The following is a 24,798-nucleotide window of genomic DNA, read 5'->3' as shown; positions in this document are numbered from 1 at the left end:
AGGTATATCCGGAGACCGTTCGGCCTCCGGCAAAGTTTTATTTTTCCCCAGCACCCAGTTGCTCAAGAATCGAAGAGATCGTTCCTGCTTGGTTGAGTGTATAGAAATGCAGTCCAGGTGCACCGCCAGCGAGCAGTTGCTCGCATAGATCTTCGACGACTTCCGTGCCAAAAGCGCGCAAGGAAGCGAGGTCATCGCCATAATCTTGCAGTCTCAGCCTCAACCAGCGCGGAATTTCTGCACCGCACACGCTGGAAAAACGCGCAAGCTGCGTGAAGTTATAGATAGGCATGATCCCAGGCACAATCGGGATGGTAATGCCCGATTTCTCACACTGGTCCACAAAGCGGAAGTAAGCATCGGCATTGTAAAAATACTGTGTGATGGCCGCATTCGCTCCGGCATCTACTTTCTGTTTGAAATACTTCAGGTCTGCAGTGGGAGATGATGATTCCGGGTGGAATTCGGGGTAAGCAGCTACTTCAATTTGGAACCAATTGCCAGTTTCTTCGCGAATGAAGCTGACCAATTCATTGGCATAGCGGAAATCTCCGGCACTGACTTCACCTGAGGGTACGTCGCCACGCAAGGCCACCAGTCGTTTAATGCCCTGTTGCTGATATTGTGTCAGCAAGGTGCGGATTTCAGCTTTATCGGAAGATATACAGGAAAGATGAGGCGCGCCTTCATAGCCAGCCTGTTGTATATCGACGACGGTTTCCAGTGTACGGTCGCGTGTGGAGCCACCGGCACCAAAGGTGACGGAAAAAAACTTGGGGTTGAAGGCAGCCAGCTGTTCACGAGCGGTGCGCAGCTTGGCCATGCCTTCTGCCGTTTTTGGCGGGAAAAACTCAAAACTGATGATAGGAGCAGTGTTCATTGAAAAACCATATGAATGCGTGATTGATGCTACGGGCTAGTCCTTCGTGCCCAGGATCAGGGCGATAAGCGCCCAGGAAATCAGGCTGTAGAGAACAGCCCCCACAATGCCAGCAAGTAGTGTCTGTACTTCAAATCCATTCAATATGTGGCCGACGAAGAGAAATAGCAGCCCATTGATAACCAGCAAGAATAAACCCAAGGTCAGCACGGTGACCGGCAGCGTCAGGATTACCAGGATTGGCCGGATAAGCAGGTTGACCAAACCAATGACGGCTGCTGCGATTAATGCGCTGCCGATGCCAGAAACGTGAATGGACGGTACCACGTAAGCCACTACTAGCAGGGCCAGGGCATTGAGTAACCATACGATCAAGAGCTTCATCTTGCTATCCTCCTTGCATATGCCCGATGTTGCTGGGTTGGTTGGGTAAATCGCAAGCAGTGCCCGGTCATTGTGCCGGGCATCATGCTTTCAAGAATATTGAGCGCATTTGCCTGGCGAGTACTCCATTGCCCTAAGGCGGAGCATTTGGTCAGGATCGTGTGCTCTGCTTAGACTTTAGTAGCGATAATGGTCTGGCTTGAATGGACCATGTTTTTCCACGCCAATGTAGGCTGCTTGCTCATCGGTCAAGGTCGTCAGTTGTGCATTGAGTTTTTTCAATTGCAGCAAGGCAACCTTCTCGTCCAGATGCTTGGGTAGAGTATAAACACCTACCGGATACTTGGCAGTATTTGCAAATAGCTCGATCTGGGCGATGGTCTGGTTGGCGAACGAGGAGCTCATCACGTAGCTTGGGTGGCCAGTGGCGCAACCGAGGTTGACCAGGCGGCCTTTGGCTAGCAGGATGATACGCTTGCCGTCAGGGAAGATGACGTGATCGACTTGTGGCTTGATTTCTTCCCATTGGTATTTCTCGATCGAGGCAACGTCGATTTCGTTGTCGAAGTGGCCGATGTTGCACACGATAGCCTGATCCTTCATCTTTGCCATGTGTTCATGGTTGATGACATGATAGTTGCCGGTAGCAGTGACGAAGATGTCGCCGTGCTCGGCAGCATAATCCATGGTAACAACACGATAGCCTTCCATTGCGGCTTGCAATGCACAAATCGGGTCAATTTCAGTGACCCATACCTGGGCAGATAAAGCGCGCAATGCCTGGGCAGAGCCCTTGCCCACATCGCCATAGCCAGCAACCACGGCTACTTTGCCGGCTACCATCACATCGGTGGCACGCTTGATGCCATCTACCAAGGACTCGCGGCAACCGTAGAGGTTGTCGAACTTGGACTTGGTGACGGAATCGTTGACGTTGATAGCCGGGAAAGCCAGCTTGCCTTCCTTGTGCATCTGGTATAGGCGGTGCACGCCAGTAGTGGTTTCTTCAGTGACGCCAAGAATTTTGGATAAACGGGTGGAATACCAGCTTGAATCTTGTGCCAGTTTCGCCTTGATAGCGTTGAACAGGCTGGTTTCTTCCTCGCTGGCAGGATGGTTGAGAATGGTGGCATCCTGCTCGGCACGTGTGCCGAGGTGTAGTAATAATGTGGCATCGCCGCCATCGTCGAGGATCATGTTGCTGTAGCCGCCATCGGCCCACTCGAAAATGCGATGGGTATAGTCCCAGTATTCATCCAGGGTTTCGCCCTTGACGGCGAATACCGGAATATTTTGTGCAGCAATCGCGGCGGCTGCATGATCCTGCGTGGAGTAGATGTTGCAGGAAGCCCAGCGTACTTCTGCGCCCAGGTCGCGCAGCGTTTCAATCAGTACGGCAGTCTGGATTGTCATGTGCAGGGAGCCAGTGATGCGGGCACCGCGTAGAGGCTTGGTGGTTGCGTATTCTTCGCGGATTGCCATCAGGCCTGGCATTTCGGTCTCGGCGATCGCAATTTCCTTGCGGCCCCATTCAGCCAGGTTGATGTCGGCAATCACGTAATCTTGGGTGTTAGCCACAGTATTCATCCTTTAAAACATTGAGCGACGTGGACACTGTTTGTGTCCGTTGGGAGTGTCTGACCAGTGGAAGGGTGAGGTCTGCGTTTACAACAATTCACCATCTTCATGACCGGTACTGTCAATCTGGTGAACGCCGTTTACGCAGTTTGTACTGCGGCAACCGAGCCTGGGGATAGCATCCTCGCAGCGTTCCTCGGTAGATCGTTATTATAGAGGGTTTTGCCGTGCTTGTGCACGGCGACCATCATGGGTGTTGGATCCCGTTTGTCCAGAGTAGGTTGAGGTCAGGGAATTTCCAGTCCTCTGGTTGCTCAATGGCAATAATCTTCTCTTGGCAGCCAGGTGTGCCGAGCTTGAGGATATCTGGTTTGATACGGGTACCGGACTTAATGGAAAAAAAGGCCTTCACGACAGGGTTGAGCAATGAAGCCGGGTTTTTATCGATGACGACAGCAAGGCGTCCTGATTGCAGGCGTACCAGGGAGCCAATCGGGTAGATGCCCAGGCTTTTGACCAAGGCCTGGAAAATGCGGTTGTCGAGGTGATCGGTGGTCCATTCAGCCATGTTGCGCAAGGCTTCAGCAGGGTGCCAGCCCTTGTGATAAATCCGGTCAGAGGTCACTGCATCATAGATATCACAGACCGCTCCCATGCGGGCATAGAGGCTGATATTGTCACCAGCGAGTTGGTGTGGATAGCCAGTGCCAGCAATTTTTTCGTGATGATGCAGGCAAACATCCAAGACGATAGGGTGAATGTTGAGCGAGTTGGAGAGCAAAGCATACCCGGCTTCTGGGTGGTGTCTGACCGTATCGAACTCTTCATCTGTGAGTTTGCCGGGTTTGTTGATGATGTTCATCGGGATATGCATCTTGCCGATATCGTGCAGCAAGCCTGCCAAGCCGCAGAGCCGGACTTCTTCGTCATTCATATTAAGTTGCATTGCCAAGGCAATCATGAGTCCGCAAACCGCGACTGAGTGCATGTAGGTATAGTCGTCGTAGTTCTTCAGGCGTGCAAGGCTGATCAGCGCCCCTGGGTTGCGGCTTACGGACGAGGAAATGTCGCTGACCAATGACATGGCTTGCTCGCTGTCAACCGCTTTGCCTAGGCGTGCTTCCTGAAATATCCCTTTGACTTCGCGATTGGCTTTGGCACAAATGCGTGCTGCTTGCTCCAGTTCTTCCGCAATGCTGGTTTTCTTAGTGGTGGTGAGGGGAGCCTGATCGGCAGCAGGGGTGGAGGGTAATTCGGATGGCAGCTCTTGCTGGGCGGGAGCCACATCATCACCCTTGCTGGTATCAATGATGACAGTATGAATGCCGCTACTGAGCAGCTTTTCTATATCAGTGTAATCGGTAATGACAAAGGCGCTGCGCCAGAAGGGGTGGTGAATCCAGGAGGCATCAAGCTTATGCAGATACATGCCAATACGCAATTCGCGCACAGGGATTGTTTTTAGCATTGTTGATACCCCCCGGACTTACATGTTAAGTAGCAATATATCTGGTTTTTTAGATTCCCGCAGCAGCACGGAGCACGTTGGCTTTATCCGCTGCTTCCCAGGTGAATTCAGGCTCATCACGACCAAAGTGACCATAAGCTGCCGTCTTGGAATAGATTGGGCGCAAAAGGTCTAGCATCTGTACGATACCCTTGGGACGTAGATCGAAATGTTCCAGTACCAGTTGCGTGAGAACTTCGTTGGGAACCTTGCCCGTCCCATAGGTTTCCACCATGACGCTGGTTGGCTTGGCGACGCCAATCGCGTAGGAAACCTGTACCAGGCAGCGGGATGCCAAGCCAGCGGCCACGATGTTCTTTGCAACGTAGCGGCCTGCATAAGCTGCGGAACGGTCTACCTTGGAGGGATCCTTGCCAGAGAAGGCACCGCCGCCGTGAGGAGCTGCACCACCATAGGTGTCGACGATGATTTTACGACCGGTCAAGCCGCAATCGCCTTGTGGACCGCCAATGACGAAACGGCCGGTCGGGTTAACGAGGAACTTGATATCGCCCTTGATAAGTTCTTGTGGCAGGGATGGCTTGATAATTTCTTCAATTACGCCTTCACGTACTTGATCTAGCGAGATATCAGGGGCATGTTGTGTTGAGATCAGGACGGTATCAATCTTGTGCGGTTTGCCATCGACATATTGAATGGTGACCTGGCTTTTGGCATCAGGGCGCAGCCAAGGCAAGCGGCCATCTTTGCGCAATTGTGACTGGCGCTCCATTAAGCGATGCGAGAGCCAGATCGGCAATGGCATTAATTGCGGGGTTTCGTCGCAGGCGTAGCCAAACATCAGGCCTTGGTCGCCCGCACCTTGATCCAGTGGGTCATCATTGGCATTATCAACGCCTTGGGCAATATCGGGGGATTGCTTGTCATAGGCAACCAGTACCGCGCAGCTTTTGTGATCAATGCCATAGTCGGCGTTGTCATAGCCGATGCGCTTGATGGCATCGCGGGCGACCTTGATGTAATCGACATTGGCAGTGGTGGTGATTTCGCCGGCCAGTACAACCAAGCCAGTATTAGTCAAGGTTTCTGCTGCTACGCGTGCCGTAGGGTCCTGCTCAAGAATCGCATCCAGAATGCTATCCGAAATCTGGTCGGCGACCTTGTCGGGATGGCCTTCGGAAACGGATTCTGAAGTAAATAGATATTCGCTCATGAACTCCTGCCAAATCAATTATGCAAAAGGTTGTTAGAATAGCAAAATCATGATGTTTCAAAAAGAAGTACATGCTTAAAGCATTATTACGCATTCTGGCGCGGTTGCCTTTGCCTGTTATCAATCTGATTGGTGTGCTAACGGGGTGGGGGCTTTATTTCTTTTCCCAGAAGGTATTGCGGCGTACTCGCAAGAATCTCAATATCGCTGGCATTATGCCATCTCCAGCTGACTATCGGCGCTTGGTCAAACGCAGTGTGGTGGAAACCGGCAAAGGCCTGATCGAGACGTTTGCCATCTGGTTCAGGCCGCAGGAGCAGGTATTGCCCTGGGTTAGCGAATGTCATGGCTGGGAGCACGTCGAGGCTGCACATGCGCAAGGGCAGGGTATTATCTTTCTTACCCCTCATTTGGGTTGTTATGAAATTACCGCTTTGTACTACGCCGCTCGCCATCCGATTACGGTGCTATACCGTCCTGCGCGTCAACAATGGTTGGCTCCCTTAATAGACGAGGGGCGTAACCGCAGCCAGATCAAACAGGCCCCGACCAACCTCAGTGGGGTGCGTAGCTTGCTTAGGGCCTTGAAGCAGGGTGAGGCGATCGGCATTTTGCCCGATCAGGTGCCTGAGTTCGGTGAAGGTGTCTGGGCGGATTTTTTCGGTACCCCAGCCTACACCATGACGCTGGTGGGTAAGCTGGCAGAGACTTCTGGTGCACGAGTATTGCTGGCTTACGGGGAACGTCTGCCGTGGGGTAGAGGCTACGCCATTCATATACGCCCACTTGATCTTGAGCCCACCCCGGACAATATTAACCAAGGGATCGAGCAATTGGTCAGGATGTGTCCCGAGCAATATCTCTGGAGCTATCGTCGGTTCAAGCGTCCCAAGCCGCATGGCAAGGCGCGTGAGGCGCAAGGCTAGAAGCGTATTTTATGGATATTAGAGTGATCGCCTGGAGTAGGGGGGATTGCTGCAATTTCAAGGCAGGATATGAAACTTACTTTTACCAAGATGCAGGGCATAGGCAACGATTTTATCGTGATCGATGGCTACAGTAGCCCAGTTAATCTGGATGCTGCAACGATATGTCGCCTTGCTGACCGTCATTTTGGCGTCGGTTTTGACCAGTTACTGCTGGTGGAGAAGCCGACAGTTGAGGGCGTGGATTTCCGCTACCGCATATTCAATGCCGATGGTGGCGAGGTCGAGCAGTGCGGCAATGGTGCGCGTTGCTTTGTCCGGTTTGTGCATGACAAGGCCTTGACCGATCAGCGTGAAATTTGTGTGGAAACGGCACGCGGCGTTATCTTCCCCAAACTAGAAGATAACGGCTTGGTGACGGTGAACATGGGAGAGCCGCGTTTCCGGCCAGCCGAAGTCCCATTTGTTGCGGATCAGGATGAGTTGGTTTACCCCTTACAGGTGGCAAACCAGACCTTGGAGATTTCCACGGTTTCCATGGGTAACCCTCATGCAGTGACCCTGGTCAGTGATGTCGATACGGCGCCAGTGGAAAGCCTGGGGCCTTTGATTGAGCATCATGAGCGTTTTCCACAGCGGGTGAATGCCGGTTTTATGCAGGTGGTGGGTGCCCATCATATCCGCTTACGAGTCTACGAGCGTGGTAGCGGCGAGACCTTGGCTTGTGGCACAGGGGCTTGCGCTGCAGTGGTCAGTGGTATCAGGCGTGGCCTATTGCAGTCCCCGGTAAAGGTGACGACCCGCGGTGGAGAGTTAACGATTGCCTGGGATGGGGATCAACAGCCGGTCTGGATGACTGGCCCTGCCGAAACTGTATTTGAAGGTAGTATTGAGATTTAAAGTGGCTGGCGTCACAGGTCTGGCTCGTCTTGGATGACTGATCGCAGTCAGTTGGGAGCAGTAGTTTCAGGGGCGAGGACAATCAGGGCCAACGATGTAGCCTAGCCATCATTACCGTCAGTCATGACGATTGCAAGGAGTTAACATGGAATCACAAGATCATCACGAAGCGCCGTTAGCGGAGTACCAGGTTACGAGTTATCTGCGTGCGCACCCACAATTTTTTGAGCATCATACTAGCCTCCTGGCGGAGCTCTACCTGCCCAGTCCCCATGGCCAGGGGACAATCTCCCTCGCCGAGCGCCAGCAGTTGGCGCAGCGTGATCGCATCCGTGTGCTGGATGCCAAGCTGGCGCAGCTGATGAAATATGGCGAGGAAAACGATGCGATTGGCGAGAAAGTGCATCGCTTAAGCCTGGGGTTATTGGCGACCGAGCAAGTGACCGTGCTGGTCAGCTTGCTGGAGCACAGCTTGCGTGAAGACTTTCAAGTGCCTTATGTGAGTTTGCGCCTATGGGCGCAGTCTCGGGATGAAAATAATGGCGGCTTGCCAGCGTTTGCCAAGGTGGATCAAGAAGCGCAGCGCTGGGCACAGGGGCTGTCTAAGCCTTATTGTGGTAACCATCCTGGTATGCCGTTGCAGGGATGGTTTGGTGCAGAAGCTAGGCCAGCGGCTTTTGCCGTGATGGCATTGAAGGCGGAGCACGTGTTTGGTGTGCTGGCACTGGCCAGTGATGACGAAAAGCGTTTTTATCCCGACATGGGCACGCTTTACCTCAAGCGTATAGGCGAATTGGTCAGTGCTGCCTTGCTTCGGCATATCGTTGTGTAAGCATGGATGAACTGCAGCGCTATCTGGAGCATCTGCAATTCGAGCGTGGCTTAAGCCAGCTTACTGTCAAGCATTACCAGCGCGACTTGGCCCTGTTGTTTGAGTTGAAGTCAGAGCTCGCGCTGGATGCACTACAACCATCCCACATTCGCCGTTTCGTGGCTATTCTTCATGGGCGGGGCCTCAGCGGTAAAACCATTGCGCGCCATCTCTCAGGCTGGCGTGGTTTCTTTGATTTCCTCATCAAGCGCCATGGTGCGGCAAGTAATCCTTGTCATGACATGCGTGCACCGAAGTCTCCCAAGGCATTGCCCAAGGCACTCGCTATTGATCAGGCGGTGCAGCTGGTGGATATGGAAGGTGAGGACATACTTTCTCTTCGGGATAAAGCCATCCTGGAATTGTTCTACTCCTCCGGGTTACGGTTGTCTGAAGTGACTGGCTTGAATATCAGCGATCTCAATTTGAATGAAGGCACCGTGCAAGTGCTGGGTAAGGGCAATAAGTCACGTATTGTGCCGATGGGCAGCCATGCCATCCAGGCGATGCATGACTGGTTGGCAGTGCGTCAGCCAGCAGCAGAGGCCGATTATCAGGCCGTGTTTCTGAATCGCCACGGCCAGCGTATCAGTGGTCGCGCCATCCAATACCGCATTAAGCAATGGGCGCTCAAACGCGGTATCAGTAGCAATGTGCATCCGCACATGTTGCGCCATAGCTTTGCGAGTCATATGCTGCAATCCAGTGGCGACTTGCGTGCGGTGCAGGAGATGCTGGGGCACGCCAATATCAGTACTACCCAGGTGTATACCCATCTGGACTTTCAGCACCTGGCCAAAGTTTATGATGCTGCGCATCCGCGAGCGCGTAAGAAGTAAATTGTGTGTGGGCACTTTTTACCCGATCGATTTTTACCCGTTAATTGTCCTGCCAACATCATCTTTGCTGCATAGTTTAGCTGGCCTGCCAATGCCCTGACTTGCCGCCCTGTTTTTCCAGCAGGCGAATGTCGCTAATGATCATGCCCCTATCCATGGCCTTGCACATGTCGTAAATCGTTAGCAGGGCCCTTGCGGCAGTAAGGTTCGCTGCAGACTAACCTCGATTATTCTCCGTGTTTGTCCAATATTGATTGCACGAAAATGGGACAGGTTGTCCCTCCATATTGCTATTCAGATTATATGCGAAAATTTTTTTGAATTGCACTTGAAGTTATACCAAGTAATCCCAATAGTCGACAATGCATTCGCTTGGCAGCGATTGTGACCTATTAATGGACGTAACAGAATGAAGTTAGTAGGCCCTTTTCTTGAACCTAAACAGTTCGTGGGGCCTCTGCTCGTCTGAAGTCAGATAGCGGTTAGCTCCATGAAGAATTAAATGGGCTTAAAAATGGTAACTAACCGTAATAAAAAAAATGTAATTGAAGTACCTCAGTCCTCTAAGTCTCTTTCCCAGACCGATTACAAGTCATTGAATGATAGGGCACTCCAGTGCCTTGAGATGGTGTTGGATAAGCTTGGCCTGTTGCAACATGGAAAGCAAGTAGGCGAGCAATTCCTGGCTCTGAATCCACTGAGGAATGATGATGAGCTTGGTTCCTTTACTATTCATATGCCCACCGGGAAATGGTCAGATTTTGCAATTGGTGATGCCGGTGGAGACATTGTCTCTCTAGTGGCATATCTCAACGGCTATCCGCAACACCAAGCCTATCAATACTTGGTGGCTGTTCTTGAAGAACATTCCGTTCCAACGACTGTAGTTGTGGCTAACACTGAATTTTCTGAGTGTGCTGCCCAGCCTATTAAAGAGCTGGAAGATAGACTTTGTATGCCAGTACCAGCTGATGCACCTTCAATGCCAGAGAGTTTTGGTGGCATCGGTAAACCTACAGCCGGATGGGTTTATCGGTCAAGGGAAGGGGATGTATTGCTTCACCAACTTCGATTCTCTAATCCTGGCGGAAATGGAAAAACTTATCGGCCTTGCACGTGCTGGCATACCAAAACAGGTTATCAATGGCGATTTGGAGCAGTACCTCAGCCTCGACCACTTTATAACCTGGATGAGCTTACGAAGCGTCCTAAAGCGAAAGTAATTGTTGTAGAGGGGGAAAAGAGTGCTGAAGCTGCCGCCAAGCTTTTTCCTGACTATGTGGCAACTACTTGTTTTGGCGGCGCAAATGGTGTTTTGAAGACTGATCTGACAGACCTCTATGGTAGAGAGATTCTAATTTGGCCTGATAATGATGAAGCAGGCAGAAAATATGCTGAGGAGCTTATTAAGCGTTTGCACCTAGTTGCTCCAACTACCGTGATTTCTGTTATGAAGATTCTGGATATTCGACCTGTACTTCATGATGGAAAAACTAGTTTTGAGCTGGGGTTTGAAACTCCTGAAAAGTGGGATGCAGCCGATGCCTTGGCAATGGGATGGACGGCTGATCTTATTGCTTCACTTGGCAAAGAGTACTACGAGACATTTTTTCCGCCTAGAAAGGAGTATGCCCCTGAAGGATTCAGGGTTGATGATAAGGGAGTGTGGGTATGGAAACAAAGGAAAGATGATAATGGTATTTGGCAGAGGGTATGTTCTCGTATTGATGTAGCCGCGCTAACTCGTAGCAAAGAGAGTAGTGACTGGGGCCTTCTGTTGCACATCGTTGATCTGGATGAAAAAGTCCATGAAGTCGTACTGCCAAAAGATATGTTGTCCGGAAGTGGCGATCTTTATCGACAAATGCTTTTGAACTATGGGGCTGTTATTGCTTCACAACCTCAGACTAAAGAGGCATTAACTGAATACTTGATGTCAAGTAACCCGCCTGATCGAGTATTGTGTGTTACAGCAACAGGTTGGAGCGGCGAAAATTTTGTGCTCCCTCATAAGTCATATGGTCCTACGAATGAGCGAGTTTTTTTCCAAAGCACGAATTTCAGTAAAGTCAGCCCTGTAGCTACTAGCGGCGATAAGGCAGAGTGGGATAGTCATATTGGTATCAAATGTCTTGGTAATAGTCGTTTGATGCTGGCGATTTGTATTTCACTCGCAGGGCCGTTTTTGAAGCACTTGGAGGAGGAGAATGGCGGATTCCATTTCCGGGGTGAAAGCAGTACTGGTAAAACGAAAGCTTTGACCGTGGCAGGTAGCGTCTGGGGTGGTAATGGCATGATCAAATCATGGCGTGGTACTAGCAATGGCCTTGAGGGGCTTGCCTTGCAGTTTAATGATCTGATTCTTATCTTGGACGAAATGGGTCAAGTTCGCCCCGCTGATGCTGGTGATATTGCCTATACCTTGGGTAATGGGCAGAAAAAGGTATGGGCTGATCGATATGGTAAAGCACGGGACACTAAAGAATGGCGTTTCTTCTACCTTTCCAGTGGGGAGATTAGTCTTGCCCAGCATATGGCTCAGGATAAGCAGCAGATTCGGGCTGGCCAGGAAGTTCGACTGTTAGACATTCCTGCTAATGCTGGACGAGGCCTGGGCATCTTTGAAAATATTCATGGGGCTGAGAATGCGGCCAATTTTGCTGATCAATTGCAGGAGGCTTGTGGGCAATATTACGGCACACTAGGTGATAGCTTGCTGAAGTTTATAACTGCTAATAATAGTCGTATTCAAGAGGCCATTGAGCAGATTCGTGCAACCCAGAAAGAGTTTACTTCTGAAGCTATCTCAGTGACTTCCCATGGACAAGTACATCGAGCTGCAGCAAAGTTTGGGCTGGTAGCCGGGATCGGAGAATATTGCATTCGGAATGGCCTGTTGCCATGGGGGGAGAGGGGGGCCTTCCAAGCTGCTCGTACGTGTTTTGATGCTTGGATGCTAGAGCGTGGGGGAGATGTTGCTTCTGAGCAGTTGCGGGCATTGAATCAAGTTAAAGAAATCATTCAACGGTATGGCGAATCAAAATTTCAATTAGCTAATTGTCCGGGGTTGAGTGGGGAAAGAATCTCTGATAGGTATGGTTTCCGTACGCAAGACAACAATGATGGCACAGAGTATTGGATTTTCCCTGAAGTATACAATTCTGTACTTTGTAATGGCTTTGACCAACGTGAGGTTACGAAAGCTCTTATTGAGCGAAATTTTTTGATTCTGGATTCAGGCGGTAAAAGCTCAGTTTCCAAAAAATTTTCTGATATGAATAAGCCTATGCGGCTTTATGGTATCAAGGGAGACATTATCAATTAAAAAAACACAGGGAGCAGGCGGAAGCCTGCTTCTTTTGTTGTTTCCGATAAACACCTAAACACCAGTTACACTTAAAACACCATATTTCAGCGATGTCTTCAGTATGAAAGAGATATGGGAAGACAGACTCCTAAAGGTGCTATGCTTTTTAATGTAATTAGTGTTATCAGTGTACTTCTTTATAAATAAGCTACTCCTACAGCCTTACTTGAACACAAAAACACAGTTTTTGTAAAAAACCAGCGTATAGCTGGTTTGTCAGCTCTTTAGCTGATTTTAATGGCGGTAGTTAATGCCTTTTCTTTTATTGTTGCCCCCATGCCAAACCATGCACTATCCAAACGGTAGTCTTGGTTCCTTGCTCTTCGATGATGATCTACGTATTCCGTCACGGCATTGAGCAGTCCCCAGGCAGTGTTGTGACTGGACGGTAGGTTGGCTCCCTTGCCTTGCCCCTTGAACAGATTATGTACGCTTTGCAGTGCACGTTGGTTAGGTTGTTCATTGAGTGGCAGTGTTGGATCTCCCAGGACATTAACGAAGTAGGCATTGGTATCAAAGCGGTTCACTGGTCTAAGTGCCAGTTCATGCATGGCCTTCTTGAAGCTATCCCAGGCGGTCATACCAAGACCAAGAGCTTCTTTTACTTCATTGGGATCAAAGGGTCTGCGATGAGGTATGCGTACCATGCTTGTTCTATCCTCCAGAGCAATCTGCAAGGTGTTGTTGCAGACGACTCTGACTGAGGTGAATTGAGCTGTGGTCGCCAGTGATCCGTCACAACTAGTAGCAAGTAATAGGTAGTTCTTTACCCGATCACCACCACGTAAGATCATTTGCTGGCCTGTCCTGGCAAGTGCCCAGATCTTTCTCCCTGACTTTAATACACCAGCTGTTTCGATTTCAAAGTGACCAACTGCTACCAGATCACGGTAGAACTCGAGGATTTCACTGGGCTGTACGACCTTGTAGCGAGGAGATACAACAGATAGCGGCTCCAAGGTATCGCTACGGAACAGGACTTTGGCATCAGGATTGTCTCGTAATGCGAGGATTCCACTTCCCTGCTCTGCTGCATTGAACATGACCTTGGCTTCTTTGAGTTGCCAGTCCATGCCTGCTTCGCGTTGCCAGACTTCAATAGGTTGATGGGGTGAGACTTTGTTACCAAGGCCATGCCAGGGAAGTTCGTTGGCGTAAGCCATGGTGTGGACAAAATGTGACATTGTGGGCTCCTGAAATGCAAAAAGCCCCGCAACGGTGAACGTGACGGAGCTGTTGAATTGATTAAATTGTCTCTGGTTAGTTATTCATACCAGTCTGGTGCTGGCGGACTGCCAGCGTATTGGTCGAAGTATTCGATGATGATCTTAGCCAGAGCTCCGACGAGTGCGACTAGTACAGCTCGCAATACATAAGCCAAGGCTGCGGACATGGTTCCTCCCTAGATGATGGTTACTAGGTTCTTATACCCTCAGGATAAGACCATATTTAACACATAAGCTGAACGATGAATGGGAGGTAGAGTTTTAGATAAAGTGAAAACTTGGACACGGAGACGAGTGACAGTTTAAGATGCTAAAGAATAACTAAGATCAATTGTTCGTGAACTTCGCTACCAACTATCACCTATCCAGCATGAATAAAGAAGCTCAAGCTCGTAAAGCAATTTTCCTTTCACATGCGACACCTGAAGATAACGCCTTTGTTTTATGGCTTGGAGCAAAACTTTCTGCCATGGGATATGAGGTTTGGGCTGATGTAATGCAGTTGAAAGGAGGGGATGATTGGTCTAGAAAGCTAGAAGACGCTTTGCGTAATCGTGCAGCAAAAATGCTACTAGTATGTACCGCTGCTGGTCTGGAAAAACAGGGTGTACGAAATGAAATCCAGATTGGTTCGGATATCTCCAAAAAACTTAATGATTCATCTTTCATAATTCCTCTTCGAATGGAAAGCTTTGAACCTCACTTTTTAGTTGCTCATCTTCAATATATCAATTTTTCACAAGGATGGGCAGCAGGACTAGTTGAACTCACTGAACTACTTGAGACATTTCAACTTCCAAGGGGAATACCTGAGCCTATCAGCACTTGGATGAATAAGCATGCAGAAGGAGCATCTACATTACAATATAAGAGTGAGCCATTAGTTTCAAATTGGTTAGAAATACAATCTTCTCCAGAAGTAATTTACTACTGTAAACCACCAGTTGGTTTTGATTTGAAAGTATTTCAGAATCGCCAACTCCACCCATGGCCGATCGTTCCATACAGGGAAGGGGTAATTACGTTCTCAACTCCCAATAGCGATGGACTATTCTCAGAGAATTTGCCCGGTAATTTAGTTGCCTCCGTTACCACTACCCAATTTCTTGAAGAGGGATGGCCTGATTTAGACATGTCCTGCTTCGAAGCTCGCAATGTATATGTTGATATTGGAGGGCAAGCTTTCGAAAAGTTTTGTGCTAGTAGGGGCCTTAAGGGGTATATGGGATCTGGTCACAGATTAAGTTGGTGGCCTGATATCAAAATTGCTCCACGCTCCCAGATTAAGTTCGATTGGAACTTTAGACGTGGATCAAGGCAAATTATTGGACACTCCCCAAAACGTAATATTCATTGGCACTATGCAGTCAGTGCACAGCTTAGAACCTCACCTTTTCATCACTATAGAATTGCTGCTCGATTGATTTTTTCAAACAATGGATTAGACGCTATAGAGGATGTTCACAAGTCACATCGTCTTCGCAGGTCATTTGCAAAGGGCTGGCGTAATGCAAGGTGGAGAGATATGTTATGTGCTTACTTATGGTGGCTTGCAGAAGGACGGGGGACATTAAATATTCCCGTTGGTCTTGCTCAGAAACTAACTGTTGGTGTACCTCCAATGCAATTTGGTTGTCCAGTTAGTGTGATCGAATCTGGACAGGTGTCTGATGATGACGATGATCCTGATGTTCCGCAAGATGATTTTGACAATGACTTTCAAGAAGAGAGCAATGAATGAGTAGGCCTGAAGTTATATATATTCCCGAGCCTACTTTAGAGTTTCGTTATGGTCAGAGTCTTGAATATGCTAGAGATGGACTCTATCTTTACGGGCCCGTTGATGCCACTGAATCTAGACGGCCAATTCGATACGGGTTTATTGGTACAAAAGATGGACTCCGTCGTTTTAGGCAATGGGCGGAAGAAGTATCGACATTTATTCCAACCCCTGCACCACGTCGCGGTGCGAAGGAAGTCGAGCCTCATCATGTTCCTTTTCCTGGAGTGGCTGAAGCATTTAATGCAACTTGGTCATCTTCTCCGCACCGTATCATAGATGATATCAACGAAAGTGAACTTCATAGATTGATTCATATCGAGAATAGGCATGAAGCCATTAAATGTGTTGTTGATGTATTTGTCGATCGATTAGTTACTCAACAGAAACGTGATGAAGATCCACCTAGTTTTTGGTATGTGGTTCTTCCAGAATTTGTATACGAGCTCGGCAGACCAATGTCTACCGTTTCAAAGAAAGATAGGATTACTGGGAAAGTCACTATCTCTGAAAGTACTGCTACAAAACTATCATCCCAGCCAACACTGTTTGATATTGAAGACGTGGAAGTCTACAAATACGAAAAGAACTTTCGGCGTCAACTGAAAGCACGTCTGCTTGATCATCAAATAGTCACTCAGCTCGTCCGTGAAAGCACATTAGCTCCCTATGACTTTATCAATGCAAAAGGTGAGCCTAAACGTAAGCTTGAAGACGCAGCCACAGTTGCATGGAAACTTTGTTCCGGTTCTTACTACAAGAGCGGAGGAAGACCATGGCAAATAGCCAACATGCGGCCAGGCGTTTGCTATGTTGGATTAGTTTATAAACGTCATGAGGATGGAGGTTCCCCACGTCATTCAGTTTGTGCTGCTCAAATGTTCTTGTCAGATGGTGAGGGAGTCGTCTTTAGAGGTGCTCTAGGCCCCTGGTTTCACCCAGACACAAAGCAATATCATTTGAATAGTGAGGCCGCAGCCAGATTGGTTAGTACAGTTCTTGCTGAATATAAAGCGAAACATGGAAAAGAGCCTCTTGAGCTTTTTATCCATGCAAAGTCTTCATTCAATGATGATGAATGGAATGGATTTACTTCTGCATGTCAAGGTACAGCTACTAATGTAGTGGGTGTACAGATTGCAGACGCATGGGATCAACTGAAACTTTTCCGATCAGGTGCCTATCCTGTTATCAGAGGTACTGCATTGATCATAGGGCACAACACTGGATTTCTATGGACTTCTGGTTTTGTTCCCAGACTAAGTACTTATATGGGTCCCGACACACCCAATCCACTTCAAATTACTATTCGCCGAGGCAGAGCTGATCTAAAGATTGTAATGAGTGATGTATTAGCACTAACAAAAATCAATTTTAATACATGTTTGTTTAATGATAGATCACCAGTAACCATCAGATTTGCAGATGCTATTGGTGATATTCTTATTGCTGCACCACAGGAAAGCGAACCGATGTTGCCTTTTAAGTTTTATATATAAATTGCTTCAAGTCACATTTTTTAGACGCAGTAATTTAAGTGCTCTTAATGTTGATCATATTTCAAATGCCCACACCAAGCCTTGACCATATCAATCAGAAAAGCCCTGTCCTTGCCATCTAGGCTGGAAATGTATTGCTCCAGTTGTAATGCTTGGTCACTCAGTTGGGATGAGGATTCTGAAAGCAATTGAGCCAAGGGCATTGCCAGCACTTCTGCAATCTGCTGACACCTTAGCAACGAGGGCAAGTTGCTCCCTCGTTCAAACCTAGAGATTGTCACCACGTCAGTCCCTAATCGCTCTGCAAGATTGGCTTGAGTCAAAGCCAGCTCTTTGCGTCTATTGGCAATATTCCGTCCAAGTACCTGCCCTAGAGCCGTTATTTCGTCGTTCACAGATTAATGCCCAAGCAAAAGTAGGCATTAATTGTTTACGCATTGCAAATTATTAAAAATGACGTAAAGTGTATGGTATAAGCAAATTACATCAACAACAAATGCTGAATCATGAAAAAACCTAACACCCTGAAGCGTCAAATCATACAAACCGCCGCGTATTTCATCATTGGCGGCTTTTTATTATGGGGCTTGGATGCTTTGCTCAGAAGTAGCCCCGAACCAGCTGTTGCTCCATCTAAACCTCCAGTCAAATCTGGATCTCAGCCAGAAGAAAGCGTGGTGTACCGCGAGAGAGGTTTTATCAGTGAAGGACAAGATGCAGAAGACACGCGCGAATCCAACATTGTTGTAGCACAGGTCCCAGATATTCAATGCACTGTTCGCCATACCTTTCGTCCCAATATCGAATACGGCATCAGGAATCCGGATCATGATTATGCCCATGTCGAGGTGTTCTCCTACAGGAAGCAATTTCGTGTGCAATTCATTAGCTTCCCCAATAACAACAGGATGAATCCCGAGGAAACCAAGTTCGGGGGAAATATTGATGCCACAGCAGCCCAGGCTCTCAAGAAATATGCACAACAGTGTGTTGAGGCAGAGAAAGCTAGAAACGAAGAATGGCAGAGACGAAATCCAAGAGTCAGGCTGCCCAATTAATTCACCATCATAAAAAACTACTGCAACATCATATCGGGGAAACAACAATGAAAAAGAAGCTATTAATTGGCACCTTGCTGATCGTGACAGGGGTACTTGGAGCTGGTGGCTATGTCTACCATCAATTCGATGGCACTGTTTCCAAGCTAGAGGCTTATCTCAACACTGCCGCCAAGATGCCTAACCAAGTCATGCGTGGCTATACCGAGTTGAATGTCATTTCATTTCGAGATCTGCGAGGGTTTGGCGGAGCCTTGGGAAAACGACAGGCAGAGGAGATTGCCAAGACACTGGAGTGGGAAGAGGCTGAACAATACAACGAACTACAAGCCAGTCCTTTCTTCAAGCAACTGGAGCCAGACCTGATTCAGTGTGCATCCGAGGTACATGTGGACAATCTCAAGCAGATCAGGCAGCTCAAGGCCTTTTCCCAAGCTTTTATGATCAATTTCCAGGAATACAAGGCTCAGATGGATCATCTGGAGCAAAACGTATTAGCCAAATACGAATGCTATAGCCTGTTTGAAAACACCTATCCACATAAGGCTAAAGGTATCAGGCATGACTCATAGCTAAGGATCGCAAGCTGATTTACTCCGACACCCAATAACAACAAAAGAGTATGGACATGACGACCACAATCATTCTGGTGATGCTGGCTGCAGGGCTGACTTATGCAGTTAACCTGTTTTTTTAAATGAACCCGGCTAGCTAAGCAAGAACAGTCGCTTGATCAAACCCAATCCGAGCTGAGAAAACGTACCCAGAATTTCAACGAGGAACTGACTGCCTAGTCCGAGGGCATGACCTCAGAGTTGCTGAAAATCTGAGATAAGAAAATTGCAATGGCAATACACAAAACCTGGCTATCCGTTTTGATGAGTAGCCCATTATTACTGAAACCAATAGCAAGCCACGTGATGAGTTTGGATAGCTAGGTGAAGCTGACTAAACTGCTACCGAACCTATGTTTAGCCCTACTCTTGGCTATCTCTCCCGTTTTTGCTGATACGATTACTGGCAAAGTCACTCGCGTAGCTGATGGTGATACGATCACTGTGCTGAGAGGTAAAACCCAGTACAAGATCAGGCTGGTGGGAATTGATGCTCCCGAAAAGACTCAAGCCTATGGCAATCAATCCAAGCTCACTCTCTCAAAAGCTATCGCTGGGCAGACCGTCACTGTTGATTACAACAAAAAAGACCGTTATGGTCGTATTATCGGCAAGGTACTGTACAACGGCCAGGACATGAATCTACGACAGATTCAATTGGGCATGGCTTGGCATTACAAGGCTTATGAACGGGAGCAGGATGTTGAGGATAGGTCTATCTACGCCCAGGCTGAGTATGTTGCTCAACGTGATAGGCTAGGGTTGTGGGCGGATAAAGCTATTCCGCCTTGGGAGTTTAGAAGGGAAGAATAGCCTGAAATCTGCATGGTATAAATCTTATATGAATAAATCTATGAAAGTAAAACTATCTGCTATAGAAGTAAATAATAATGATCCTTTTAAGCAAGATGCTTATGGAAGAAAGGAGCTGGCAATTGCTTTGTCTGGCTTCGTTAAAGGATTGGATACTTCTTTTGTTATTGGTATTAATTCACCATGGGGCAGCGGGAAAACTACGTTTCTAAAAATGTGGAAATCCTATCTCGAAGCTAATGAGTGTAGTTGTATTTATTTGAATGCGTGGGAAACTGATTTTACATCTGACCCGCTTATCTCATTACTTTCAGAAATTAATTCTCTGTATGAACTATTAGATGAAAAGAAAATAATTCAGGAAAAGCATATCAATAGACTTAAAGCAACTGGGTCTGCCCTTGCTAAACGATCTATCCCGGTTGCAGCAAAAATATTAACTGCAGGCATGCTGGATCTTGATGAAATACAAGAGTCAGCACTAGTTGAGGCTGTTGGTGATGGTATTAGGGATGCTGTAAGTGCTTTTGATAAGCAGAAGAATTTAATTAATGAATTTAGATCTAGGTTGTCTGACTTTGTTCAGAAGCTTAAACAACAAGGAAATTTTAATAAATTAATAATTTTTGTTGATGAGCTAGATCGGTGTCGACCAAGTTATTCTGTTGAGTTGCTTGAGAGAGTGAAGCATATTTTTAATATTGAAGATATTGTTTTTATATTGGCAATTGATAAAGATCAACTAAATTCAAGTCTTAAAGCTATTTATGGTAGTGAATTTAATGCTAATGAATATTTGAAGAGATTTATTGATATGGAGTATCATTTGCCATATCCGGATGGGAAAACAATTGCAAATAATCTGATAAATCGCTTTGGGTATAATCAATTCTTTTCCTCAAGAAAGAAATACCAAGAACTTCAGTATGAAGAAAGTGGGTTGATAAAAACTCTCACCTATCTAACAGTCGCATTTAACATTTCAATCAGATCCCAAGAGCAATATTTTACAATTTTCACGATAGTCATAAAATCCACACCTGTTGATAGTTATTTATATCCGGAAGTAGTGGTTTTGTTAGTTATATTGAAGTTTGAGGCTGCTTCTATTTATCGGAATATTATCTATTTTGGAGCACCTGTATCATCTGTAATAAGCTACTTATCTAGCTTGCCAGGTGGAAAAGATTTTGTTTTTAGTTCAGTAGGAAATTTGATTTATGCAAGATTGCTAATGATGGCATCAAATAGTTATAGAAATAGTAATGAAATTGATGAATTAAATTCCTTAGTAAAAGAAAATAAAGGAGATCAAATTTATATTGATCAAGCTAAAAATGTTTTATCTTTAATTGATAATTTCCAATTCAATCATTCCTTTGTAGAGTTAAGTTATATCACCAATAAAATTGATCTTCTAACAAAATAAAATAATTATTTTGTTCTTATTTATTTTGATCTAATGTCAATTTTTACTAACCTTTCTCTTTCTTATCAATAGTATGAATCTGCTATGAGTATCAAAATGGCCGTGGCTCCTTATCATGACTATTGAATTATTTAACCTAGCTTTCGTGCAAGCAACTCAGCATCTGGATGGTAGTAACGTTTTAGCATTTGAATAGATTGATGGCCTGTGACAGATGCCAATTCAATGACATTCGGTAACTTTTTGGCCATACGCGTAGTTGCAGTGTGACGTAAGTCGTGGAACCGTAAATTTATTAATCCTGCTCGCCTGACGGCTTTATAAAATGCTGCATGTAATGTTTGAGGTTGGATTGTAAAGACACTGCCGGAGTCCTTCTTTATCACTTGAAGGATGGCTACGGCTTTTGAAGATAATGGTATGTATCTTGGCTTACCATTTTTGGAATGAGGTAAGTAGGCTACGCTTTTTGATAAATCTACATGTTCCCAGCATAGGTTAAGCAACTCACCCCGTCGCATAGCTGTTTCAATCGCTAATTGGATGATGGTACGTAACTCGGGGTTGGACTTCCGATTTTTATCAATTACATTGTATAACGCTATTTCTTCCTCAATACTTAATATTCGATTTCTACCTAGAGGACTCCGAGGTTTTTTGACAAGGCTGCAGGGATTGGTAACAGTTAATCCCCATTCCCTCTTGGCGTGATTCCATATGCTGGAGATGTATGAAAGGTCACGAATTACCGTCCCAGCTCCGACTTCCTGTAAGCGTAAATCTCGATATGCGGCAATGACATTACTCTGCATGTGACACAGGCGGTACTTGGCTACTTTACGATTGGCTAAAGCCTTCAAGCGAACAATATCAATATCTTTTGGTGGACGATCTTTATAAACCTCTCGAATATAACGATAAATCAACTCTTCAAAATTGATATTGTTAATCGATGATTGAATCGGATGAGTGTTGGTGTCGATTGCGACCTCCAACTTACGTGCCCACTTCACCGCATCATCATAAGAGTCAAATGACTTTGCTGATGAAGGATAGCCGCGGCGTACTACTCTCGCTTGCCACTTACCATTACGTTCACGAATTGATGCCATACATCCCTCCAATTGGACAGATGATGGACAAACATAGGATTTGAATGCAGATTTACGCTAAGGCTATTGGCTTAGAATAACGACATGGTTGCTAGTAATGATTAATTTCGTTATTAATCAATGGCCTGCCAATGCCCTGACTTGCCGCCCTGTTTTTCCAGCAGGCGAATGTCGCTAATGATCATGCCCCTATCCATGGCCTTGCACATATCGTAAATCGTCAGCAAGGCGATGCTAGTAGCGGCGAGCGCTTCCATTTCCACCCCGGTGCGCCCTACGGTTTCCGTCGTGACTTGGCAATGGATGCTGTTTAATGCGCGGTCAATGGTGAACACCACGCCAACCTTGGTGAGTGGGATAGGGTGGCAGAGCGGGATGAGTTCAGCGGTACGTTTTGAACCTTGTATGGCGGCGATACGTGCAATGCCGAGTACATCACCTTTTTTTGTATCACCGCTCTCTATCGTGGCTAATGTTTCAGGCTGCATGCGGATACTGCCGCCAGCAATGGCAATACGCCTGGTTTCGGCTTTGTCGCCAACGTCGACCATATGGGCCTGGCCGCTGGCATCAAAATGGGTGAGCTTGCTCATGTGGTTTCCTGCGTTGTGGCCGTGGGCCTGATGGCCCGGCGCTAGTGAACTTGGTGCGTGAGGTTGTTATCATAGCAATGATGAAAGCGCTTTATCTAATTGTATTCCTTGCCTGTGTCGCACCTACTGCTCTAGCCGATGGTTTGCCGGAGCTGGGTGATTATTCTGCAACCGTCATGTCGCCACTTGATGAGCAGCGCATCGCGGATGAAATCATGCGAGATGTGTATGCGAGCAGCCAAGTGTTGGAAGACCCCGAGATCAATGATTACATTGATGATTTAGGACACAGGCTTGCTGCCAACGGGCCAGATAAATATCAGCGTTTCAATTTTTTCGTGGTCAAGGATAACAGCATCAATGCGTTTGCCATGCCCGGCGGCGTTATCGGTGTGCATACTGGCTTGTTGCTTGCCGCGAAGAATGAGTCTGAGGTTGCTGGAGTATTGGGGCATGAGATCGGCCACGTGGTTCAGCGCCACCTTGCGCGGATGCTGGCCAAGCAAAAGAACGATTCTGTCATTAGCATGGCGACCATGGCCTTGGCCCTGCTCGCAGCGCGTAGCAACCCACAATTGACGGGAGGTGCGCTGACTACTGCCATGGCTGGCTCCATACAGAAACAGATCGACTACACGCGTGAGCATGAGCGCGAGGCCGACCGCGTGGGCTTGCAGATCATGGCAGACGCGGGGTTTGACACCCGTGGAATGCCATCGTTTTTTGAAACCCTGCAAAAGGGCACGCGTTTTTCCGAGGGCAGTGCGCCGGCATTTTTACGAACACACCCACTGACGGTAGAGCGGATTGCAGATGTGCGCAATCGCGTCGAGCAAGGCAGCTTCCGTGCTGTACAGGAAAACCCGAATTTCTATTTTGTTAAAACTAAGTTGCTGGCCAATATCGGTACCGCGGACAGCGCCATCAATATTTTCCGTATCAACCTGCAAGAAAAGCGTTATGCCAATGAAGCTGCGGAACATTACGGCATTGCCCTGGCAATGCTGCGCAAGAATGACCTTGCCGGTGCAAGTGCTGAGGTGGCGTGGTTACGCAAAAATGCCATCGCCAACGCCATGATAGAAACCGTGGCTACCCAGGTTGCCGTCGCAGGCCAATCCCCGGCGGTGGCCGAGCAGCGTTATCTCGAGGCGTTGCGCAGTTATCCCGACCATCGTGCCTTGATTTATGCCTATGCCGAGCACTTGCTTGGCTCTAGGCAGGTAGACAAGTTGTTGCGCTTGATCGCGGATAAACAGGATCAATTTCCTGATGACCCTTACTTTTATGAGTTAAAGGCACGCGTTTACAGCATGCAGGGAAAGACTCTGCTCATGCACCAAGCGCAAGGCGAGGCTTACGCAAGGCGTTATAACCTCCGTGGCGCCATGGAGCAAATGGACTTGGCGGCCAAGGCCACTGATGGCGACTTTTATGAAAAATCTATCGTTGAGGCGCGCCTTAACCAGTTGCGGCAACAGCTTGATGACAAGAGGCCTAATTGAAATTGGTGACAAAATCCAGGCGGCGATCATTGCTCAAGTGGCTGGTGGCAACTGTGCTGGTGCCATGGCAGGCAATAGCGTCTAATAGGGATGCCTTGCAGCAGGTGCTACCGCTAGATCTAGCTTCGACTGACCAAGTGGGAGACATTGAAATTATCGTGCCTGCATGGGCAGGGAATGGTGATGGCATCAAGGTGGAAGTTATGAGTCGTGTGCCGGGCACGGAAGCGATCGCCTTGTTTGCCAAGAAGAGTGCTGTCCCATTATTGGCCAATTTCACACTAAGTCATGGGGCGCAGCCCTATATCATGACCCGCATCCGGCTGGCGCAAAGCCAGTCGGTTGAAGTGGTCGTGAAGGCTAACGGGCAGTATTACAAAGCCAGTCGTTACATTACAGTCCTTGATCAAAAGGTGTAGCAGTGTTGTCTGACCAAAACAAGATGACGATACAGGCCAGCTTACAGCAAGGGGTGGCTGAGATAACGCTGGTGTTATTCCATCCCATGGAGAATGGTGACAGGCTGGATGCCTCTGACCAGCGCGTAGCTGCGCATTTCATTCAATGGGTGCAGTTCAGCCACAATGGGCAGCAGGTGCTGGAGGCGCAATGGGGGACAGGCATTGCCAGTGATCCAGAGTTGGTGTTTTACGTGGCGAATGCGAAAGCTGGCGATACAGTAAGCGTGGAATGGCATGACAACAAGGGCTATAGCGGTCATCATGCCATGACACTCTCATAGC

General features: G+C 47.6%; 24 protein-coding genes, 1 pseudogene and 1 riboswitch. Of the genes and pseudogenes, 14 read left to right on the top strand and 11 right to left on the bottom strand.

From position 1 onward, the window contains the following. Positions 1–37: 37 nt before the first annotated feature. The 5 genes from metF to metK form a co-directional block, all read right to left on the bottom strand. Positions 38–880 (bottom strand): methylenetetrahydrofolate reductase [NAD(P)H], encoded by an 843-nt coding sequence (metF, locus tag LG202_RS09265; protein WP_230348163.1) that lies wholly within the window; start codon positions 878–880, stop codon positions 38–40. 36 nt (positions 881–916) lie between these two features. Beyond that, entirely contained in the window at positions 917–1,264 is a 348-nt protein-coding gene (locus LG202_RS09260) for a phage holin family protein (RefSeq protein ID WP_230348162.1), read from the bottom strand. A gap of 177 nt (positions 1,265–1,441) precedes the next feature. Next, a complete protein-coding gene (ahcY, locus tag LG202_RS09255) occupies positions 1,442–2,851 on the bottom strand; it encodes an adenosylhomocysteinase (RefSeq protein WP_230348161.1) in 1,410 nt (469 codons plus the stop codon). 115 nt (positions 2,852–2,966) lie between these two features. Beyond that, a riboswitch (S-adenosyl-L-homocysteine riboswitch) is annotated at positions 2,967–3,046 on the bottom strand. Between the two features lie 43 nt (positions 3,047–3,089). Further along, on the bottom strand, positions 3,090–4,310 hold the full coding sequence (locus tag LG202_RS09250) for an HD-GYP domain-containing protein (RefSeq protein WP_230348160.1): 1,221 nt from the start codon (positions 4,308–4,310) through the stop codon (positions 3,090–3,092). 49 nt (positions 4,311–4,359) lie between these two features. Continuing rightward, positions 4,360–5,523, bottom strand: coding sequence for a methionine adenosyltransferase (gene metK, locus LG202_RS09245; protein ID WP_230348159.1), 1,164 nt, complete (start codon positions 5,521–5,523; stop codon positions 4,360–4,362). A 71-nt stretch (positions 5,524–5,594) separates the two neighbouring features. Between metK and LG202_RS09240 the strand changes: the two genes are divergently transcribed. The 4 genes from LG202_RS09240 to xerC all read left to right on the top strand — a co-directional run bounded on the left by LG202_RS09240 (position 5,595) and on the right by xerC (position 9,059). Then, positions 5,595–6,449 (top strand): lysophospholipid acyltransferase family protein, encoded by an 855-nt coding sequence (locus LG202_RS09240; RefSeq protein ID WP_230348158.1) that lies wholly within the window; start codon positions 5,595–5,597, stop codon positions 6,447–6,449. Between the two features lie 69 nt (positions 6,450–6,518). Further along, a complete protein-coding gene (gene dapF / locus LG202_RS09235; RefSeq protein ID WP_230348157.1) occupies positions 6,519–7,349 on the top strand; it encodes a diaminopimelate epimerase in 831 nt (276 codons plus the stop codon). A 145-nt stretch (positions 7,350–7,494) separates the two neighbouring features. Beyond that, complete coding sequence (locus LG202_RS09230; protein ID WP_230348156.1) at positions 7,495–8,181, top strand: DUF484 family protein; 687 nt, start codon at positions 7,495–7,497, stop codon at positions 8,179–8,181. Positions 8,182–8,183: 2 nt separating this feature from the next. Beyond that, positions 8,184–9,059 (top strand): tyrosine recombinase XerC, encoded by an 876-nt coding sequence (gene xerC / locus LG202_RS09225; RefSeq protein WP_230348155.1) that lies wholly within the window; start codon positions 8,184–8,186, stop codon positions 9,057–9,059. Positions 9,060–9,135: 76 nt separating this feature from the next. Here xerC and LG202_RS09220 read toward each other — a convergent pair. After that, positions 9,136–9,249 (bottom strand): annotated as a pseudogene (locus LG202_RS09220) (cyclic pyranopterin monophosphate synthase MoaC); the annotation flags it as partial. Between the two features lie 312 nt (positions 9,250–9,561). On the opposite strand from LG202_RS09220, the gene LG202_RS09215 reads away from it, so the two are divergent. After that, positions 9,562–12,384 (top strand): DUF927 domain-containing protein, encoded by a 2,823-nt coding sequence (locus LG202_RS09215; protein WP_230348154.1) that lies wholly within the window; start codon positions 9,562–9,564, stop codon positions 12,382–12,384. Positions 12,385–12,650: 266 nt separating this feature from the next. Here the strand turns inward: LG202_RS09215 and LG202_RS09210 are convergent, their stop codons facing one another. Then, a complete protein-coding gene (locus LG202_RS09210) occupies positions 12,651–13,610 on the bottom strand; it encodes a DUF932 domain-containing protein (RefSeq protein ID WP_230348153.1) in 960 nt (319 codons plus the stop codon). Positions 13,611–13,690: 80 nt separating this feature from the next. Then, entirely contained in the window at positions 13,691–13,819 is a 129-nt protein-coding gene (locus tag LG202_RS09205; protein ID WP_268867637.1) for a hypothetical protein, read from the bottom strand. Between the two features lie 203 nt (positions 13,820–14,022). Between LG202_RS09205 and LG202_RS09200 the strand changes: the two genes are divergently transcribed. Then, positions 14,023–15,393, top strand: coding sequence for a toll/interleukin-1 receptor domain-containing protein (locus LG202_RS09200; RefSeq protein ID WP_230348152.1), 1,371 nt, complete (start codon positions 14,023–14,025; stop codon positions 15,391–15,393). Next, entirely contained in the window at positions 15,390–16,931 is a 1,542-nt protein-coding gene (locus LG202_RS09195) for an argonaute/piwi family protein (protein WP_230348151.1), read from the top strand. The genes LG202_RS09200 and LG202_RS09195 overlap by 4 nt, the downstream gene beginning before the upstream one ends. A gap of 44 nt (positions 16,932–16,975) precedes the next feature. Here LG202_RS09195 and LG202_RS09190 read toward each other — a convergent pair whose 3' ends face one another. Beyond that, positions 16,976–17,326 carry a helix-turn-helix domain-containing protein gene (locus LG202_RS09190; RefSeq protein WP_230348150.1) on the bottom strand — a complete coding sequence of 117 codons (351 nt, stop codon included), beginning with the start codon at positions 17,324–17,326 and terminating at the stop codon, positions 16,976–16,978. 111 nt (positions 17,327–17,437) lie between these two features. Between LG202_RS09190 and LG202_RS09185 the strand changes: the two genes are divergently transcribed. The 4 genes from LG202_RS09185 (at position 17,438) to LG202_RS09170 (ending at position 20,845) form a co-directional block, all read left to right on the top strand. Then, the gene (locus LG202_RS09185) at positions 17,438–17,989 is read left to right on the top strand and encodes a hypothetical protein (protein WP_230348149.1); all 552 of its coding nucleotides are present in this window, start codon (positions 17,438–17,440) and stop codon (positions 17,987–17,989) included. A gap of 47 nt (positions 17,990–18,036) precedes the next feature. After that, positions 18,037–18,561: a hypothetical protein gene (locus LG202_RS09180; protein ID WP_230348148.1), complete on the top strand. Its 525-nt coding sequence runs from the start codon at positions 18,037–18,039 to the stop codon at positions 18,559–18,561. A gap of 366 nt (positions 18,562–18,927) precedes the next feature. After that, the gene (locus tag LG202_RS09175; RefSeq protein WP_459724714.1) at positions 18,928–19,416 is read left to right on the top strand and encodes a thermonuclease family protein; all 489 of its coding nucleotides are present in this window, start codon (positions 18,928–18,930) and stop codon (positions 19,414–19,416) included. A 40-nt stretch (positions 19,417–19,456) separates the two neighbouring features. Continuing rightward, entirely contained in the window at positions 19,457–20,845 is a 1,389-nt protein-coding gene (locus LG202_RS09170) for a P-loop NTPase fold protein (protein WP_230348147.1), read from the top strand. Positions 20,846–20,976: 131 nt separating this feature from the next. Here the strand turns inward: LG202_RS09170 and LG202_RS09165 are convergent, their stop codons facing one another. Beyond that, positions 20,977–21,957: a site-specific integrase gene (locus LG202_RS09165; RefSeq protein ID WP_230348146.1), complete on the bottom strand. Its 981-nt coding sequence runs from the start codon at positions 21,955–21,957 to the stop codon at positions 20,977–20,979. Positions 21,958–22,070: 113 nt separating this feature from the next. Continuing rightward, entirely contained in the window at positions 22,071–22,550 is a 480-nt protein-coding gene (moaC, locus tag LG202_RS09160) for a cyclic pyranopterin monophosphate synthase MoaC (protein ID WP_230348145.1), read from the bottom strand. Between the two features lie 80 nt (positions 22,551–22,630). Between moaC and LG202_RS09155 the strand changes: the two genes are divergently transcribed. The 3 genes from LG202_RS09155 to soxZ are packed head-to-tail and all read left to right on the top strand — an operon-like array spanning position 22,631 to position 24,797. After that, positions 22,631–24,055: a M48 family metallopeptidase gene (locus tag LG202_RS09155; protein ID WP_230348289.1), complete on the top strand. Its 1,425-nt coding sequence runs from the start codon at positions 22,631–22,633 to the stop codon at positions 24,053–24,055. Between the two features lie 5 nt (positions 24,056–24,060). Continuing rightward, positions 24,061–24,474, top strand: a complete 414-nt coding sequence (locus LG202_RS09150; protein WP_230348288.1) for a thiosulfate oxidation carrier protein SoxY — start codon at positions 24,061–24,063, stop codon at positions 24,472–24,474. A gap of 2 nt (positions 24,475–24,476) precedes the next feature. After that, positions 24,477–24,797 carry a thiosulfate oxidation carrier complex protein SoxZ gene (gene soxZ, locus LG202_RS09145; protein ID WP_459724712.1) on the top strand — a complete coding sequence of 107 codons (321 nt, stop codon included), beginning with the start codon at positions 24,477–24,479 and terminating at the stop codon, positions 24,795–24,797. Position 24,798: the final 1 nt, after the last annotated feature.

It is taken from the genome of Methylobacillus methanolivorans, from assembly GCF_054588515.1.
Note: the sequence above shows the minus strand (reverse complement) of the source record. Positions and strands in the feature narration are given on the sequence as shown.